Annotated in this window: 17 protein-coding genes; 1 reads left to right on the plus strand and 16 read right to left on the minus strand. The window is 71.0% G+C overall.

The genetic code is table 11. The features are described from left to right. Positions 1-43: 43 nt before the first annotated feature. From ACIP2X_RS28225 to ACIP2X_RS28300, 16 genes are all read right to left on the minus strand, one after another. The gene (locus ACIP2X_RS28225; RefSeq protein ID WP_401677780.1) at positions 44-664 is read right to left on the minus strand and encodes a GTP-binding protein; all 621 of its coding nucleotides are present in this window, start codon (positions 662-664) and stop codon (positions 44-46) included. Next, positions 645-1,094: a DUF742 domain-containing protein gene (locus tag ACIP2X_RS28230; RefSeq protein WP_401677782.1), complete on the minus strand. Its 450-nt coding sequence runs from the start codon at positions 1,092-1,094 to the stop codon at positions 645-647. Before ACIP2X_RS28230 ends, ACIP2X_RS28225 begins: the two co-directional genes overlap by 20 nt. After that, entirely contained in the window at positions 1,091-1,498 is a 408-nt protein-coding gene (locus ACIP2X_RS28235) for a roadblock/LC7 domain-containing protein (protein ID WP_189699588.1), read from the minus strand. Before ACIP2X_RS28235 ends, ACIP2X_RS28230 begins: the two co-directional genes overlap by 4 nt. Then, positions 1,495-3,096, minus strand: a complete 1,602-nt coding sequence (locus ACIP2X_RS28240) for a sensor histidine kinase (protein ID WP_401677785.1) — start codon at positions 3,094-3,096, stop codon at positions 1,495-1,497. The genes ACIP2X_RS28235 and ACIP2X_RS28240 overlap by 4 nt, the downstream gene beginning before the upstream one ends. A 408-nt stretch (positions 3,097-3,504) precedes the next feature. Then, positions 3,505-6,354, minus strand: a complete 2,850-nt coding sequence (locus tag ACIP2X_RS28245) for a DEAD/DEAH box helicase (protein ID WP_401677788.1) — start codon at positions 6,352-6,354, stop codon at positions 3,505-3,507. Between the two features lie 40 nt (positions 6,355-6,394). Continuing rightward, complete coding sequence (locus ACIP2X_RS28250; protein ID WP_401677791.1) at positions 6,395-7,288, minus strand: diacylglycerol kinase; 894 nt, start codon at positions 7,286-7,288, stop codon at positions 6,395-6,397. A 57-nt stretch (positions 7,289-7,345) separates the two neighbouring features. After that, positions 7,346-8,308, minus strand: coding sequence for a twin-arginine translocase subunit TatC (gene tatC / locus ACIP2X_RS28255; protein ID WP_401677793.1), 963 nt, complete (start codon positions 8,306-8,308; stop codon positions 7,346-7,348). A gap of 48 nt (positions 8,309-8,356) precedes the next feature. Beyond that, a complete protein-coding gene (tatA, locus tag ACIP2X_RS28260; protein WP_401677796.1) occupies positions 8,357-8,647 on the minus strand; it encodes a Sec-independent protein translocase subunit TatA in 291 nt (96 codons plus the stop codon). Positions 8,648-8,919: 272 nt separating this feature from the next. Next, positions 8,920-9,114 (minus strand): hypothetical protein, encoded by a 195-nt coding sequence (locus tag ACIP2X_RS28265; RefSeq protein WP_401677799.1) that lies wholly within the window; start codon positions 9,112-9,114, stop codon positions 8,920-8,922. Positions 9,115-9,171: 57 nt separating this feature from the next. Next, positions 9,172-9,432, minus strand: a complete 261-nt coding sequence (locus ACIP2X_RS28270) for a hypothetical protein (protein ID WP_401678307.1) — start codon at positions 9,430-9,432, stop codon at positions 9,172-9,174. Between the two features lie 26 nt (positions 9,433-9,458). Then, positions 9,459-10,511, minus strand: a complete 1,053-nt coding sequence (locus tag ACIP2X_RS28275) for a helix-turn-helix transcriptional regulator (protein ID WP_401677801.1) — start codon at positions 10,509-10,511, stop codon at positions 9,459-9,461. A gap of 19 nt (positions 10,512-10,530) precedes the next feature. After that, the gene (locus tag ACIP2X_RS28280) at positions 10,531-11,484 is read right to left on the minus strand and encodes a helix-turn-helix transcriptional regulator (RefSeq protein ID WP_401677803.1); all 954 of its coding nucleotides are present in this window, start codon (positions 11,482-11,484) and stop codon (positions 10,531-10,533) included. A 122-nt stretch (positions 11,485-11,606) separates the two neighbouring features. Continuing rightward, positions 11,607-11,978, minus strand: coding sequence for an FKBP-type peptidyl-prolyl cis-trans isomerase (locus ACIP2X_RS28285; protein ID WP_401677806.1), 372 nt, complete (start codon positions 11,976-11,978; stop codon positions 11,607-11,609). Positions 11,979-12,038: 60 nt separating this feature from the next. Then, entirely contained in the window at positions 12,039-13,043 is a 1,005-nt protein-coding gene (locus ACIP2X_RS28290) for an FKBP-type peptidyl-prolyl cis-trans isomerase (RefSeq protein WP_401677809.1), read from the minus strand. A gap of 126 nt (positions 13,044-13,169) precedes the next feature. Then, positions 13,170-14,531, minus strand: coding sequence for a Pup--protein ligase (pafA, locus tag ACIP2X_RS28295; RefSeq protein WP_401677812.1), 1,362 nt, complete (start codon positions 14,529-14,531; stop codon positions 13,170-13,172). 9 nt (positions 14,532-14,540) lie between these two features. Next, positions 14,541-15,800 (minus strand): MFS transporter, encoded by a 1,260-nt coding sequence (locus ACIP2X_RS28300; RefSeq protein WP_401677815.1) that lies wholly within the window; start codon positions 15,798-15,800, stop codon positions 14,541-14,543. A gap of 114 nt (positions 15,801-15,914) precedes the next feature. Here ACIP2X_RS28300 and ACIP2X_RS28305 point away from each other — a divergent pair, with 114 nt between their 5' ends. After that, the gene (locus tag ACIP2X_RS28305; RefSeq protein ID WP_401677818.1) at positions 15,915-16,925 is read left to right on the plus strand and encodes a LacI family DNA-binding transcriptional regulator; all 1,011 of its coding nucleotides are present in this window, start codon (positions 15,915-15,917) and stop codon (positions 16,923-16,925) included. The last annotated feature ends 13 nt before the right edge of the window (positions 16,926-16,938 follow it).

Consider the following 16,938-nt stretch of genomic DNA (forward strand, 5'->3'; position numbering starts at 1 on the left):
GGGGCCGTTGTCTGGGGGGTGGGGCTGCGGCGGCGCGGGCGGGTCAGGTGAGCTGGCCCGTCATGGCGAGGGAGTGCAGGAACCGCATCAGCGTCATGAGGACCTCCTTGCTGGAGGCACGGCGGCGGGCGTCGCAGTCCAGGATCGGGATCTCCTCCGACAGGTCGAGGGCCGCGCGCAGCTCGGGGAGCGGGTAACGGGGGCCGTCCGGGAAGGTGTTGACGGCGACCACGAAGGGCACGCCGCACTCCTCCAGCCGGCCCATGACGTCGAAACTGACCTCCAGCCGACGGGTGTCCACCAGGACCACCGCCCCCAGCGCGCCCTCGAACAGCCCGTTCCACAGGAACCAGAAGCGTTCCTGACCGGGTGTGCCGAAGAGGTACAGCACCAGTTGGTCCGTGATGCTGATGCGGCCGAAGTCCATCGCCACGGTGGTGGCGGTCTTGGAGTCGGAGCCGTAGTTGTCGTCGACGCCGACGCCGGCCTGCGTCATGGTCTCCTCGGTGGTCAGCGGTTTGATCTCGCTGACCGAGCCGACCATGGTGGTCTTGCCGACCCCGAAGCCGCCCACGATGACGATCTTCACCGCGGCCTGCGCCGTGTGCGGCAGATGGTCCTCGGCGCGCGGGCCGGGGATGGTCTCAGAGTTTTTGAAGTCCATGCATCACCGCTTCGAGGATGGAACGGTCGGGCAGCGCCTGGCGGACGACCGGGGCGCGTGCCTGTACGAGTTCGGCCGTCAGCATCTGGGTGAGCAGCACGGTGATCACGCTGAACGGCAGACTGAGGTAGGCCGACAACTCGGCCACGGAGAGCGGGGCGGAGCACAGCCGCAGGACGGCCGCCTGCTCCGGGCTGGTGGACGGCTTCGGCTCGGCGCGCGCCACGATCAACGTGACCAGGTCGAGCTCCGCGCGGTCGCCGTCCACCTCGCCGATCACGAACAGGCGCTCGGGGTTGGAGGGCTTGCCGTCCTTGCCCTCCGGGCCGTCCGTGCCGTCGTCGCCCGCGGCGCCGTCCCGGAGGGCCGGCTGCGGTCGCGGTGGGGGTTCCTGACTCGGGGAGCGCCGCTTGCGTTTCGGGGGAGTCATACGGCCTTCCCGTTGCGCCTCGGCGGACTGGTCAGGTGGGGACCGATCCGGTCGACCAGGTCACGCATCTGGGCGCTCATCAGACCCGGCTCGGCGACGATGTTGGACAGCACCGCGAGATAGGCGTTGGGCCCCGCGGCCATCAGGTAGAAGTAGCCGCCGTTGACCTCGATGAGGACCATGCGCATCTGGCCGTCGCTCGTCGGGATCTCGTCGGCCACGGCGCTCGCGAGGCTCTGCAGTCCGGCACAGGCCGCGGCGACCCGGTCGGCGGTGTCGGGATCGCCGCCGTGCCGGGCGATGCGCAGTCCGTCGGCGGAGAGCACCACGATCATCTGGATGCCCGGTACGCCTTTGGCGAGGTCCTGGAGCATCCAGTCGAAGTTCGCTCGGTACGCCATCAGTTGGAGTCCCTCTCGTCGTCGGCCTGGGCACGGGCCGGCTCGTCGGTCGGCTGGGTGGACGAGGCCGGCGTGGGTCGCTTGAGCCCCTCCATGAACGCCTCGACCCACATTCCGGGCGGGGGCTGGTCCTTGTTCTCGGGCTTGGGCTCGGGGGTGCCCCAGACCGGCCGGGGTTCCCGTCCCTCCCGCTCGGCGGCCTCGCGTTCCTCGCGCTCGGCGGCGTACTGCTCGGCGATGCGCTGGCTGAGCGGGGTCTTCATCCGGCTGCGGCGCTGCGGCAGGCCGCCCGCGGTCCACTCGGTGACGACCGGGACGTCGTCCTCCATGGAGACCGAGGCGGGGATCTTCGGGCTGGTCGGGCGGCGCCGCTTGGGGGGCCGCTTGGGACCCTCCAGCGCGTCGGGCGAGACGTTGGGCACGGAGGTGGCGCCGATGCCGTGGGCGAGTCCGACACCGGGCTCGTCGGTCAGCATGTTGCTCGGCACGATGACCACGGCCCGCACCCCGCCGTAGGCCGAGGAGCGCAGCGCGACCTGCATGTTGTACGTCCGGCACAGCCGGCCCACGACGGCGAGGCCGAGGCGCGGGGCGTCACCGAGGTCCTGGAGGTCGACGCCGGCCTTGGCGCGCTCCAGCATGCCCTCGATGCGCTCGCGGGCCTCCTCGCTGAAGCTGACGCCGGCGTCCTCGATCTCGATGGCGATACCGGTCTGCACCTGGACCGCGGTGACGTGCACGTCGGTGTGCGGCGGCGAGTAGCGGGTGGCGTTGTCGAAGAGCTCGGCGCAGGCGTGGATGACCGGCTCGACGTGGATGCCCTTGACGCTGATGCGGCAGATGTTGTCGAGCTTGATGCGCCGGTACTCCAGGATGCGCGACATCGCGCCGCGCAGCGTGCTGTACAGCGACACCGGCAGGGGCCACTGCCGGCCGGGGCGGCCGCCGCCGAGCACGGAGATGGAGTCGGCGAGGCGGCCGATCAGCGCGTTGCCGTGGTCGATGCGCAGCAGGTCGTCGAAGACCTCGGGGTTGCGGCCGTGGTCCTCCTCCATCTCCCGGAGTTCGTTGGCCTGCTGGTGGACGATCGCCTGGACGCGCCGGGCGACGCTCACGAACGAGGCGGCCGCGGAGTCGCGCAGGGCCTCCTCGTGGTCGACGATGCGCATCAGCTTCTTCAAGAGCCGGCGCTGCGGGTCGGGCATCTCCCGGAAGACCGGGTCGACGAGGCTCAGCTGGCGGATCACCTCGACGGCGGTGACACCGCCGGCCATCCGCCGCAGGGCGGTCGGCACGGCCTCCTCGCCGAAGCGGACCCAGTCGTCGTGATGGTCGGCGATCTGCCGCTCCAGCGACGCGCGGTGACGGGCGTGCTCGGCCTGCGCGTCCCGCAGCGCGCGTCCGCGGCGCACCGCCTCGGCCGCCGCGGCGATCACGAGGAGCGTGGCGACGGTGCCGCACAGGGCGACCGCGGTCCGGGCCGAGTCGGTCACGAGCGCGACGGCGGCTCCGGTCGCCGCGGCCATCAGTATCGCCGGGAGCAACAGCACGCGCGCGTAGGGAAGTTCACGCCGTGCGGGTGGGGATTGAACACTCACCATGTGGGCCCTCTGAAAGCAGTCGGCGGGGAGTCGGGGGAGCTTGTGGGGGTATGCGTCATGGGACTGTTGGGATCATCAGGATTTTTGGGAACAGGCGCACGAATACACCGCAACTCGGTGCGCTGCGGGCGAGCCTAGTCCGACCGGATCATCGCCGTGTCATATTCAGCAAGCACCTGAAACGGGGCATGCAACAGGAGTACGCTCGGCCCCATTTGGACGCTGAGATCACATTCGAACACGTTGCGTAACGGTGTTCGGGCATACGAAACCCACTCACCGTGATGAGTGAAGTGAGCTGGACCGGCCCCGTCCGACCGCCTCAAGCGGACGGCGCGGGGAGCCGGGCGACCCGCCCCGCCACGCCCCGCGCCCGCCCGGTACTACGTCATCCCGCCCGGTGCTCCGTCATCCCACCGACGAGTAGGCGACCACACCCCGGAGCAACCCCTCGACGGCCTTGCGCGCGTTCTTCACCACGGTCGAGCCCTGCGGCGCCGCCGCACTGATCTGCCCCAGCACGTCGATGACCTGCTTGCACCAGCGCACGAAGTCGCCCGCCGGCATCTCCGCCTCGCGCAGCACCTCGTCGAGCCCCTTGCCCGAGGCCCACATGTACGCGGCCCAGGCGAAGCCGAGGTCGGGCTCACGCTGCCCGACCCCCTCGGTCTGCGTGATCCGGAAGTCCTCCTCCAGCGCGTCCAGCCGTCCCCAGATGCGCACCATCTCACCGAGCGCGGCCTTGGCCTTGCCCGAGGGCAGCTTGGGCGCCATCGCGTCGTCCCCGGCCCGCGCCTCGAACACCAACGCCGAGACGCACCCGGCGAGTTCCGCCGGTGAAAGCCCTTCCCAGACCCCCTCGCGCAGACATTCGCTGGCAAGCAGGTCCAGCTCGCCGTAGAGCCGGGCCAGCCGCTTGCCGTGCTCGGTGACCTCGTCACCGCGCAGGTAGTCCAGCTCGGTCAGCAGCGCGACGATCCGGTCGAACGTCCGGGCGATGGTGTTCGTACGCCCCTCGATGCGCCGCTCCAGCTGCGAGGTGTCCCGCATCAGCCGGTGGTAGCGCTCGGCCCAACGGGCGTGGTCCTCACGGTCGTTGCACCCGTGGCACGGGTGGGCCCGCAGCGCCGTCCGCAGCCGTGCGATCTCCCGGTCGTCCGCCGCCTGCGAACGCCGCTTGCGCTGCCGCTCCGGCGCGATGTGCCCAGCCTTGCTGCGCAGCGCCGACGCCAGATCCCGCCGGGACTGCGGCGAGCGCGGGTTGAAGGACTTCGGGATCCGCATCCGCTCCAGCGCCTCGACCGGAACCGGGAAGTCGATCGACGCCAGCCTCTTGACCTGCCGCTCCGCCGTCAGCACGAGGGGCCGCGGCCCGTCGTGGGACTCGAAGCCCCGGTGGCCGTTGGACCGGCCGGCCGGCAGCCCCGGATCCAGCACCAGCGCGAGCCCGGCGTACTTCCCGGTCGGCACGTGGATGACATCGCCCGGCCGCAGCTTCTCCAGCGCGACGGCCGCCTCGGCCCGCCGCTCCGTCACGCCCTGACGCGCCAGCTCGGTCTCGCGGTCCTTCAGTTCGCGCCGCAGCCGCGCGTACTCCTCGAAGTCGCCGAGGTGGCAGGTCATCGACTCCTTGTAGCCTTCGAGACCTTCCTCGTTGCGCTGCACCTGACGCGAGATGCCGACGACCGACTTGTCGGCCTGGAACTGCGCGAACGAGGTCTCCAGCAGCTCCCGCGAGCGATGCCGCCCGAACTGCTCGACCAGGTTGACCGCCATGTTGTACGACGGCTTGAAACTGGACTTCAGCGGATACGTGCGCGTCCCGGCCAGCCCCGCGAGGTGGTCGGGGTTCATCCCGCGCTGCCACAGCACCACGGCGTGACCCTCGACGTCGATGCCGCGCCGCCCCGCACGCCCCGTCAACTGCGTGTACTCGCCCGGGGTGATGTCGGCGTGCTGCTCGCCGTTCCACTTGACGAGCTTCTCCAGGACCACGGACCGCGCGGGCATGTTGATGCCGAGGGCCAGCGTCTCGGTGGCGAAGACCGCCTTCACCAGCCCGCGCACGAACAGCTCCTCGACGACCTCCTTGAACGTCGGCAGCATGCCCGCGTGGTGGGCGGCGATGCCGCGCTCCAGGCCCTCCAGCCACTCGTAGTACCCGAGCACGTGCAGGTCCTCGGCCGGGATCGAGGAGGTGCGCTCCTCCACCAGCGCCCGGACCTGCTCCCGGGCCTCCTCGTCGTTCAGCCGCAACCCTGCGTGCAGGCACTGCTGGACGGCGGCCTCGCACGCGGCGCGGCTGAAGATGAACGTGATGGCGGGCAGCAGCCCTTCGCTGTCGAGCCGTTCTATGACCTCCGGGCGGCTCGGCGTCCAGATCCGCGACCGCTGCCGGCGCTCCCGCTCCCGGTCGGCATCGCGCATCGCGCGGCCCCGCCTGCGGTCCTGGTACGACGGCCTGCTCGCCTCCATGCGCGCCATGCGCGTGAGGTCGGGATTGACGGCCCTGCGGTGGCCCTCGCCCTCCTCGAACAGGTCGTACATCCGGCGCCCGGCCAGCACGTGCTGGAACAGCGGCACCGGCCGGTGCTCGGAGACGATCACCTCGGTGTCGCCGCGGACGGTGTCGAGCCAGTCGCCGAACTCCTCGGCGTTGGAGACGGTCGCGGACAGTGACACCAGCGTCACGGACTCGGGAAGGTGGATGATCACCTCTTCCCATACGGCGCCCCGGAACCTGTCGGAGAGGTAGTGCACCTCGTCCATCACCACATGGCCGAGGCCGAGCAGTGTCTGCGAGCCGGCGTAGAGCATGTTCCGCAGCACCTCGGTGGTCATCACGACCACCGGGGCGTCGGAGTTGACGCTGTTGTCGCCGGTGAGCAGGCCGACCTTGTCGGCGCCGTAGCGCCGGGACAGGTCGTTGTACTTCTGGTTCGACAGCGCCTTGATGGGCGTCGTGTAGAAGCATTTCTTGCCCTGCTGGAGAGCGAGGTGCACGGCGAACTCGCCGACGATCGTCTTGCCCGAGCCGGTGGGCGCCGCCACCAGCACGCCCTTCCCCGCTTCGAGTGCCTCGCAGGCCTCGATCTGGAAGGGGTCGAGGCCGAAGTCGTACATCTCGCGGAAGGACGCGAGCGCTGTGGCCTGCTCGGCGGCGCGCCGACGCGCCGCCACGTACCGCTCGGCCGGGGAGAGGTCCTCAGTCATCGTGCTTTCGAGCGTACCGGCCCGCACTGACAACAGGACGATCATTATCCGGATCCGCTGCGGTGAGTACGGTGATCCGCCCAGCTCAGCGCCCCACGACGCGCACCGCTCCCGGCACGCACCGCACGCTCAGCGGCAGCGGTCCGAGCGGCTCCCCGTCGGCGTAGCCGGTGATCCGGTCCGCCGCGAGCTCGACCCGCGCCGCCCGGTGGACGGTGACCTTGGGATGGTCGACGTGCCGCCCCCGGTACACCGTCGGGAACACCCGCAGCAGGGTGCGGCGGGTGCAGTCGCCTACCACCGTGATGTCGAAGAGCCCGTCGGTGGGATCCGCGTCGGGGCAGATCCGCATGCCACCCCCGTACGACGGCCCGTTCCCGACCGCCACGAGCGTCGCCTCGATCTCCCGGACCTCGCCGCCGTCCAGCGTCAGCCGGTACGGGAACGGGCGGAACGCGGCCAGTTCGGCGATCATCGCGAGGTCGTAGGTGAACCGCCCGGCCCGCAGCCGCATCCGGTTGCCGCGGTCGTTGACCCGCGAGTCGAAGCCGGAGGCGAGGACGGTGCCGAACCAGCGCTCGCCGACCCGTCCGAGGTCGATGTCCCGCACCCCGCCGTCCTTCAGGCCCTCGGCGATCACCCGGCCGGCGCCGGCCGGGTCGCGCAGCGGCAGGCCGAGGGCGCGGGCGAAGTCGTTGCCCGTTCCGACGGGGACCAGACCGAGCGGGGTGTCCGTGCCGGCGACGGCCTGGAGGGCGAGATGGGCCATGCCGTCTCCCCCGACGGCCACCAGCGCGCCCGTGCCGTCCGCGACGGCGGCACGGGCGCGTGCCAGGGCGTCGTCGGCGTCCCGTCCGGTGACCGCGCGCACCGTGAACCCGGCCGCGCGCAGAGCGGAAGCGGCCGGGTGCGCCGCGTGGGCGCCCCGGCCGCGGCCCGCGGTGGGGTTGACGAGGAGGGTGATGTCGTCGCTGGTCACCCCGTGACCCTACGAGTCAGGCGGCGATCCGCGGATCACGCCGTCATAACCGTTGGCTCAGGTCACGTCGTCGTATCCGTTGATCCGGTCCTTGCCCGGCTGCTCGGGCAGGGCGCGGCTCGCGCCGACGGTCTCGACCTCGCCGATCTCCTCGGGGGTGAGGTCCAGTTCGGAGGCCTCGTCGTCGTCGGGCCCCAGCGCCTCGCGGCGGCGCCTGCGCCGGTCGTTGATCAGGGAGACGGCCACCGCGCCGAAGTACAGGATCCAGATCGGCCCGGCCAGCGCCAGCATGGTGAGCGGGTCGGTGCTGGGCGTGGCGATCGCGGCGAACACCGTGATGCCCATGATCATCGCCCGCCACCAGCCCAGCATCCGCTTGCCGGAGATGGCGCCGCTGAAGTTGAGCATGACCAGCAGCAGCGGCAGCTCGAAGGAGAGACCGAAGACGATCACCATGCGGGTGACGAGGTCCAGCAGGTCGTCGAGCGGCAGCAGGTTGTCGACGCCGAACGGGGTGAACTCGATCAGCACGTTGGCGGTGGTGGGCAGCACCTTGTAGGCGAAGAACGCGCCACAGAGGAACAGCGGTGCACCCGTGCCGACGAACGCGTACGCGTACTTCTTCTCGTGCCGGTGCAGTCCCGGGGCGATGAAGGCCCACAGCTGGTAGAGCCAGACCGGCGAGGCCAGTACGACGCCTGCCATCAGGGAGACCTTCAGGGCCAGGGTGAACGGCGCGAGCAGACCGTTGATCGTGATCTGCGCGCAGGGCTCCGTGTTCTTGGCGTTGTCGGCGGACGCCCTGGCCAGCTCCTCGAACGACTGGGAGCAACCCACCGAGTCGAGGATCGGCTCGGTGAAGAAGTTGATGATGTCGTTGTAGAAGAAGGCGGCGACGACCGTGACACCGACGATCGCCAGCAGGGCCTTCGCGAGCCGGTTGCGGAGCTCACGCAGGTGCTCCGCGAGGGGCATCCGCCCCTCGGGATCCTTCTCCTTGTCGCGGGCAGGCTTCAGCAACCCACATTCCCATCTCGTGCGGCAGGCCGGGGGGTCACCGGCCCTGCGTCAGCGCTTGGTCGTGTCCGTCGGCTCGTTGACCGGGCGGGAGCTGGACACGTCGCCGGGCGAGGCCTGGATGATGCGCTGAGACGGGGCGGCCTGCTGCTCGTCGGTGTGCGGCGGGTCGGCGGGGGCGGAGGACTTGCTGTCGTCCTTCATCGCCTTGGCCTCGCTCTTCAGGATCCGCGCCGACTTGCCGAGCGAGCGAGCCATGTCCGGAAGCTTCTTCGCGCCGAACAGCAGGATGATGACGACGAGGATGAGAATGATCTCGGGGGCTCCGAGCCTTCCGAACATAAGTCTTTACCTTCTCACCGAGGCGGGCGGGTGGGTGCTGTCCGACCGGTCGGACAGGAGAATCCGAACGACCGTGCTGGCAGCGATCGTAACGCTCAGGGGTGAACGTGAAGCAATCCCTGTGCGTACTCCCGGTCCACGGCCCGGGCCTCGTTTTCCGGGCCGCGATCAGCAGCGTACCTTCCGCGTGGGGGAAGTTGACAGGGCGAAGCGGCCCAAACGGACACCAAGCACCGGATTCACGGGCCGGGTCCGGCCAGGTCAGCGGCCGCTCACAGGGTGTCGACGGACCGTGCCGTGTGGGCCGCGGCCTGCTCCAGCTCCTCCGCGGCGCGGTTGATACGGCGCGCGGAGTCCGCGACCTGCCTGCCCAGGCGCTGGGCCTCCAGGAAGACCCGGACGGCGAGCACGCCGAGAACGGCGATTCCCAGGAAACCCACGGCTACCGCGAACATCGGCCAGAACATGCCCCTGAGCCTAGGGCCTCGTCCACGGTCGGACGCGCACGGGGTGCGCCGACACCGCTACAGCGCGGAGTGCAGCCGCAGGGTCCGGACCCCGCCGCCGGTGAGCAGCTCCACCACCCGCTCCCCCGCCGGCTTGCGCACCGAGGCGCCGCAGTCGGGGCAGGTGAACGAGTAGAACGTCGTACGGCTGGTGGCGCCGATGGCCAGCCGCAGGGCACCCGCGGCCAGCTCGAAGCGGCCCCGGCAGTCCGGGCAGCCGGCTCTGAACACCACGGGAGCCACGCCTCTCATCCCCGCGAACGCGGACGCCACCGTCATCTCCCGCACCCCGGCCGCCGGCTCGCTCAAAGTCCCTGCTCCTGACTGTCGTGTGCCGCGTCGTCCGGATCTCCGCCCGCCGGAAGGGCCGGCTCGATCCCGTCGTCGTACGCCGCCAGCGCCTCGCGGGCCGCCTGCCGGGCGCTGTCGGCCAGCTCCGGCGGCGCCACGATCCGGCCGTCCCGACCGAGCCGCAGGGCGAGGCGGCGCAGCGACGCCGGGTCGGGCGTGCGCAGGGTGATACGCAGTCCGCCGTCCGCCAGCTCGTCCGCGGTGTCGTGCGGGTAGTACTCGGCCACCCAGCGGCCGCCGGGGCCGACCTCGACGACGACCTCCGGGTCCTCGGCGGCGGGCTGCACGAGCCCCTCCGACAGGTCCCGCAGCTCGATCTCGGGCGGTGCGGAGGGCTCGTCGAGGACCTTGATCTCGGCGACCCGGTCGAGCCGGAAGGTGCGACGCGCCTCCGAGCGGTAGCACCAGCCCTCGACATAGGTGTGGCCGACACTGACCAGGCGGATCGGGTCGACCTCACGCTCGGTGACCTCGTCGCGGGCCGGTGAGTAGTAGCGGATCCACAACCTGCGGCGCTCCGAGATCGCCCGGTCGACGTCGGCGAAGACCCCGCCCTCGGACTCGAAGGTCACCGACAGCCGGGAGCTGGCTCCGGCCGCCTCGCCGGCCGAGGCCTCCACCTTGGCGGTGGCGCGCAGCAGCGCCTGCCGGTCGCTCTCGCGCAGGCCGGGCAGGGTGGACACGGCCCGGGCGGCGACCAGCAGGGCGGTCGCCTCGTCGGCGGCGAGACGCAGCGGCTCGGCCGCGTCGGCGCCGAGGGCGGCCGGGTTGTGCCACCAGATGCGCTCGCCGTCGGTGTCGATGTCGAGCAGGTCCCCGCCGCGGAAGCTGGTGCCGCACATGGGCAGCAGGTCGAGGTCGGAGACCAGCTCGTCCTCGGTGATCCCGAAGGCGCGGGCGACGTCCTCGACCCGGGCTCCGGGACGCTCTCTGAGGTAGGTCACCAGGGAGAGCATCCGCCGGGTCTGGTCGATGGCGTTCGTGGGCCTCGTCGGTTTGCCGGCCACAGTCCTCTTCCGCTCCCCCTCAGCCCTTGGCCACGGCACGCAGCCGGTCCACCACGTCGGCCCGCAGCTCCGCGGGCTCGATGACCACCACGTCCGGTCCGAACTCGACCAGCCAGGCGTCCAGTCCGTGCCCGTACGGAATCTCCAACTCGTCCCAGCCGTCGCCGAGTTCCCGCACGGCGGTCGCCTTCGCCCGCAGCGGGTACCCGGCGCCGGAGCGCAGCCGGATCCGGGCGCTGCGGTCGGCCGTCTCACCGGCCCATCCGGCGACGGTCTCGCGCACGGTGACGACGTCCGGGACCGGCGCGGTGTAGCGGCCCGCACGGGCGCGCACCCTGCCGGTGATCCGGGAGAGCCGGAAGACCCGCTCGGCGCCGCGCTCCCGGTCCCAGCCGGCGAGGTACCAGTGGCCGCGCCAGCACTCCAGTGCCCACGGTTCGACCTGCCGGGCCTCGGGGTGGGCGGCGTTCGCCTTGCGGTACTCGAAGACGACGGGGCGGCGGTCACGGCAGGCCAGCATCAGCGGCTCGAAGGCGGCCTCGTGCACGGGGATGCGCGGCTCCAGGGCGCCGTGCGCCTCGTAGGGGTCGACGTCCTCGGGCAGACCGGCGGCGCGCAGCTTCTGCAGGGCGCCGCTGGCCGCGCCGGCCAGCCGGGCCTGCTGCCAGACCTTGGCGGCCAGGCCCAGGGCGGCGGCCTCCTCGGCGTCCAGGGTGATGGGCGGGAGGCGGTTGCTGTCGCGGCGGGCCAGGTAGCCGACCTCGCCGTCGAGGTTCTCCACGGTCTCGATGACCAGGCCGAGCTCGCGCAGGTCGTCCTTGTCCCGCTCGAACATCCGGTTGAAGGAGTCGTCGCTGCCCGCTTCGAGATAGGCCTCGATGGATTCTCGAAGCTCACGCTTGCTGAGCGGCCGGCGCGTCCCCAGCAGACACAGCGCCAGGTTCATCAGCCGCTCGGCCTTGGCAATGGCCATCGACGCCCTTCCCTAAGGTGCTTCCGATCGTTGACCGTACCGCTCCGCGGGGCCGTGGCAAAAGCCGAGGCCCATGCCCGGACAGGCATGGGCCCCAGGTGATCGACTCCGGTCGGTCCTGCTCAGACGCCGAGCAGGTCGACCACGAAGATCAGGGTCTCACCGGGCTTGATGGCCGGGGTCGGGCTCTGGTCGCCGTAGGCGAGGTGGGCCGGGATGGTCAGCTGGCGGCGGCCGCCGACCTTCATGCCCTGCACGCCCTGGTCCCAGCCGGCGATGACGCGGCCGCCGCCCAGCGGGAAGCGGAACGGCGTACCGCGGTTCCAGCTGGCGTCGAACTCCTCGCCCGTGCTGAAGGCGACACCGACGTAGTGCACGCTGACCGTCTGGCCGGCCTGCGCAACGGGGCCGTCGCCTTCCCAGATGTCCTTGATCTCGAGGTCCGCCGGGGGCTCGCCGCCCGGGAAGTCGATCTCGGGCTTGTCGATGCTCACGTCTTCAGCTCCTGCTCGTGTGTGGAAAGGCGAACACGCACAGTCTTGCATTCCCGGCGATCACATGGCCGCGAGGATGTCCACCGAGAAGACCAGCGTCGAGTCCTTCTCGATGCCGCTGCCCTGCGGCGGGTTGTCGCCGTACCCGAGCTCCGGCGGGACGACGACGAGGACCCGGCTGCCGACCTTCTTGCCGGTCAGGCCCTGCGACCAGCCCTTGACGACCTGCTGGAGCGAGAAGGAGGTCAGCGCCTTGCGGCTGTACGACGAGTCGAACTCCTTGCCGGTGTCCCAGAGCACGCCCTTGTACTGGACGAGGACGGTGCTGTCGGCGCTCAGCTCCTCGCCGTCGCCCTCGATGACGTAGGTCGCCACCAGCTCGGTCGGCGCGTCGGTCTTGGGGATCTCGATGGAGGGGGCCTTGCCGTCGGTGTTGGTACCGACCTTGGGCAGGTCCGCGTCGTCCTGCGCGACGTCGGTGCCCTTGGCGGAGCTGCTCGCGTTGTACGTGTCCTCGATGTCGATGACGAACACGAGCGTGTCGGTGCCCTTGATGCCCGCCTGCGGGTTGCCCTGCTCGCCGTACCCCCAGGCGGGGGGCACGGCCATCTGGACGCGGCTGCCGGTCTTCTTGCCCGCCAGCCCGTAGCGCCAGCCGTCGATGATGCTGCCCTGGGAGAGCTGGATGAGCAGCGGCGTCTTGCGGTCGTAGGAGTTGTCGAAGACCTTCGCGGTGGACCAGACCTGGCCCAGGTAGTTGGCCACGAGGTAGTCGTTCTCCGCGACGGTGCGGCCACCGCCCGCGATCACGGTCTTCACGGCGAGGTCCTTCGACGGCTCGCCGCTGCCCTTGGCCACCGTGGGCTTCTCGCCGAACTTCGCGCCCGCGGTGATCGCCGGCAGCGGGCCGTCGACGATCTTCGGTGACGGCGCGGCGGAGGGCGAGGCCGGGTCCGAGGGCGACGCGGTGTCGCTGGCCTTGCCGGAGTCGGACCCTTCGTCGCCGCAGGCGGCGAGTGTGGCGAGTCCAGCGGGAACGGCGATGAGCAATGAGCGTCGGCGCACGGTGGGGGCCTCGTAATCGGTCGATCTTGTTGATGGCGTGCGCGCAACTCTACGGTGTGAGAAGGGCGCCGTACGGGAAACGTACGGCGCCCGTGTGGCGTTCCGGCTTCACTCGGAACACATGGCTCACATACCGGCGATCAGCTTCTCCACCCGGTCGTCCACCGAACGGAACGGGTCCTTGCACAACACGGTCCGCTGGGCCTGGTCGTTGAGCTTGAGGTGCACCCAGTCGACGGTGAAGTCCCGGCGCTGTTCCTGGGCCCGCCGGATGAAGTCGCCGCGCAGCCGGGCCCGAGTGGTCTGCGGCGGGACCGACTTGCCTTCGAAGATCTTCAAATCGTTGCAGATCCGGGCGGCTTGGCCCTTTTTCTCCAGCAGGTAGTAGAGGCCACGACGGCGGTGGATGTCGTGATAGGCGAGGTCTATCTGGGCGACCCGCGGATTCGACATGGTCATGTTGTGCTTTGCCCGGTACCGCTCGATGAGCTTGTACTTCATGACCCAGTCGATCTCGGTGCCGATCCGGTCCAGGTCCTCGGCCTCGATCGCGTCGAGCGTACGGCCCCAGAGCTCAAGCACCTGTTCGACGACGCCGGTGCGGATGCCGCGGCGCTCGCAGAAGTCGACGGCCTTCTCGAAGTACTCGCGCTGCACCTCCAGCGCCGAGGCCTCCCGGCCGCTGGCCAGCCGCACCTTGCGCCGGCCCGTTATGTCGTGGCTGACCTCGCGGATCGCCCGGATGGGGTTCTCCAGGGTGAGGTCGCGCATCACCGTGCCCGCCTCGATCATGCGCAGTACCAGGTCGGTGGCGCCGACCTTGAGCAGCATGGTCGTCTCGGACATGTTCGAGTCGCCGACGATGACGTGCAGCCGGCGGTAGCGCTCGGCGTCCGCGTGCGGTTCGTCGCGGGTGTTGATGATGGGCCGGGAGCGGGTCGTCGCCGACGAGACGCCCTCCCAGATGTGCTCGGCGCGCTGGCTGACGCAGTACACGGCCCCGCGCGGCGTCTGCAGCACCTTGCCGGCGCCGCACAGCAGCTGCCGGGTGACGAGGAACGGGATGAGGATGTCCGCCAGCCGGGAGAACTCCCCGTGGCGGGCCACCAGATAGTTCTCGTGGCAGCCGTAGGAGTTGCCGGCGGAGTCGGTGTTGTTCTTGAAGAGGTAGACGTCGCCCGCGATTCCTTCCTCGTGCAGGCGTCGTTCGGCGTCCACCAGCAGTCCTTCGAGAATGCGCTCGCCGGCCTTGTCGTGGGTGACCAGCTCGATCACGTTGTCACATTCGGGTGTCGCGTATTCCGGATGTGATCCCACGTCGAGATAGAGGCGGGCGCCGTTCCGCAGAAAGACATTGCTGCTGCGGCCCCATGACACGACACGGCGGAAGAGGTACCGCGCCACCTCGTCAGGCGACAGACGGCGCTGTCCCCTGAACGTGCACGTGACGCCGTACTCGTTCTCCAGCCCGAAAATGCGGCGGTCCATGACTGAACATTACGCCCGATCCCCTGAACTGAAACGGGGTTCGGCAGCACGATTTGGATCATTTTCCGATGAAGCCGCAACGACCGCCGTCCGGGCGGGAGCTGCGAGGACCCGCCCCGTGGCCAGCAGAACCAGCAACGACACGGCTCCCGCCGCGCCCGGCACGGCGAAGCCCCACAGCGCCCCGCCCCGCTCGACGACGGGCCCGGCCAGCCCCGTTCCGACCGAGGCGCCCACGGTGAACGTCGTCACAAGCCAGGAGAAAGCCTCGGTGACGGTCCCGCGCGGGGCGTGCCGGTCGACGATGACGAAGGCGCACGCGATGGCCGGTGCCAGGAAGACGCCGGCCAGCCCGGACAGGGCCGCCATCGCGACCGGGCCCGGCATCAGCGTCAGGGGCAGGTAACAGACCGCCAGAAGACCCACCAGGACCCGCAGTCGCCGTTCGGGGGAACCGGGCCACTCCCGCGCCCCGTAGCCGATCCCGCCGACCAGCGCGCCGAGCCCCAGGGCCGCCATCAGCGCGCCGTACACCGCGTCCCCGCCCCGGCCGTCCGCGTAGGACACCGCGGCGACCGTGATGGAGCCCAGTGCCACGCCGACGAACAGGAACGCGGCCAGCAGGACCAGCAGCCCCGGCGAGCGCAGCGCGCCCAGCCAGTGCGCCTCGCGCGGCGCCGACCGCCAGGCGCGTGAGGGCGGCGACAGCACCACGGAGAGCGCGCCGAGGACGCCCAGGACGTTCAGCACCAGCAGCGCGGCCTGTGCCGACCACAGGGACACGCAGAGCGTCACCAGCAGCGGTCCGACCGTGAACATGACTTCCTGGGCCACCGCGTCCATGGCGTACGCCTTGTGGACCTGGTCCTCGCGGTGCAGCACGGAGGGCCACAGCGCGCGCAGACCGCCCTCCAGGGGCGGTGTGAAGAGCCCGGAGGCGGCGACGGCCGCGTAGGAGAGCGCGGGCGCCCCGGTGCCGCTGAAGGCGAAGGCGGCCATGGCGAGCGCCGAGAGCAGTGCGGCGGGCAGCTGGATCCGGGGCTGGCCGTGCAGGTCGACCAGCCGCCCCAGCAGGGGCTGGCCCACCGCGTTGGCGACGCCGTACACGGCCGCGAGGGCGCCGGCCAGGCTGTAGGACCCGCCCTCGGCACGGATGAACAGCACGATCGCGATCGCGGCGGTGGCGTTCGGCAGTCGGCCCACGAGCGTGCCGGTCAGCAGTCTCGCGGCGTGTTTCGCCTTGAGGATCTCCCCGTATCCCGCGGCCATGACCCCGCCCTCCGCCGAAGTGTTACGTATAACGTCCACTTCCATACGTACCATGTGCGCTGTTCACCCGTCCAGGCGAGGCCCGGACCCCACGCGTTCGAAGGAGCAGGCCGAGTGGCACGAGCCGGCACCCGCCCCACGAGCCGGGACGTCGCCGAGGCCGCCGGTGTCTCGCAGGCCGCGGTCTCGCTGGTGCTGGGCGAGAAGTGGCGCGGCCGCGTCTCCGAGGCGACGGCGCAGCGGGTCCGGGAGGCCGCCCGCGACCTGGGCTACCGCCCCAACCTCGCCGCCCGCAACCTGCGCCTCGGCCACACCCGCACGGTCCTGCTGGTCGTCCCCGCCCTCACCACCGAGTTCTTCGCCGGCGTCTACACCGGGGCCGCCCGCGTCGCCGCCGAGCACGGCTTCGGCCTGGTGCTCTACCCCTCCCCCGAGGGCGTCGGGCCCGCCCGCGACCCCTTCGCGTCCGCCCAGGCCGCCCTGGACGGCGTCATCGCCTCCTCCATGGCGGCCGACGCCCTCACCGCCCTCCGCGGCGACCAGTTGCCCCTGGTGATGCTCGACAGCGACCCGGCGGGCAGCCTCGGCGCGGCCACGGTCAACCTCGACATCGCCGACGGTGTCCGCCAGGTCACCGAGCACCTGCTGGGCCTCGGCCACCGGCACTTCCTGCACCTGGCGGCCGACGTGCCGTCCTGGACCTTCGAGGTCCGCGCCCGGGAGCTCGCCGAGCGGGTCGCGGCCGTCCCCGGGACCACCCTGGGCACGGCCCGCGCGCCCATCTCCATCGACGACGCCCTGGGCGCCGCCGAGGCCGCGCTCAGGAGCCGCCGGGCCACCGCGGTCGTCTGCGACGACGACAAGCTGGCCGCGGGCGCCTACAAGGCCGTACGGCGGCTCGGTCTGCGCGTCCCCGACGACGTCTCCGTCACCGGCCTGGACGACCTCGCCCTGGCCACCGCGATCGACCCGGAGCTGACGACCGTGCGCCTGGACGCCGAGCTGTTCGGGGAACGGGGCATGCGGGCCATGCTGGCGGTCCTGGAGGGCCGGGAGCCCGAGGGCGGGGACATCCCCGTCGAACTGGTCGTACGGGGCTCCACGGCGCCGCCACCGGCGCGCTGAACGCCGGATGCCC

The sequence above is a fragment of the Streptomyces sp. NPDC089424 genome, from assembly GCF_044749345.1.
Taxonomy (GTDB): domain Bacteria; phylum Actinomycetota; class Actinomycetes; order Streptomycetales; family Streptomycetaceae; genus Streptomyces.

What these genes read in the sequence shown, in the direction of transcription:
- ACIP2X_RS28225 (WP_401677780.1), bottom strand. Translation starts at nt 664, where the DNA reads ATGGACTTCAAAAACTCTGAGACCATCCCCGGCCCGCGCGCCGAGGAC.
- ACIP2X_RS28230 (WP_401677782.1), bottom strand. Translation starts at nt 1,094, where the DNA reads ATGACTCCCCCGAAACGCAAGCGGCGCTCCCCGAGTCAGGAACCCCCA.
- ACIP2X_RS28240 (WP_401677785.1), bottom strand. Translation starts at nt 3,096, where the DNA reads ATGGTGAGTGTTCAATCCCCACCCGCACGGCGTGAACTTCCCTACGCG.
- ACIP2X_RS28245 (WP_401677788.1), bottom strand. Translation starts at nt 6,354, where the DNA reads ATGATCGTCCTGTTGTCAGTGCGGGCCGGTACGCTCGAAAGCACGATG.
- tatA (WP_401677796.1), bottom strand. Translation starts at nt 8,647, where the DNA reads ATGTTCGGAAGGCTCGGAGCCCCCGAGATCATTCTCATCCTCGTCGTC.
- ACIP2X_RS28265 (WP_401677799.1), bottom strand. Translation starts at nt 9,114, where the DNA reads ATGTTCTGGCCGATGTTCGCGGTAGCCGTGGGTTTCCTGGGAATCGCC.
- ACIP2X_RS28270 (WP_401678307.1), bottom strand. Translation starts at nt 9,432, where the DNA reads ATGACGGTGGCGTCCGCGTTCGCGGGGATGAGAGGCGTGGCTCCCGTG.
- ACIP2X_RS28280 (WP_401677803.1), bottom strand. Translation starts at nt 11,484, where the DNA reads ATGGCCATTGCCAAGGCCGAGCGGCTGATGAACCTGGCGCTGTGTCTG.
- pafA (WP_401677812.1), bottom strand. Translation starts at nt 14,531, where the DNA reads ATGGACCGCCGCATTTTCGGGCTGGAGAACGAGTACGGCGTCACGTGC.
- ACIP2X_RS28300 (WP_401677815.1), bottom strand. Translation starts at nt 15,800, where the DNA reads ATGGCCGCGGGATACGGGGAGATCCTCAAGGCGAAACACGCCGCGAGA.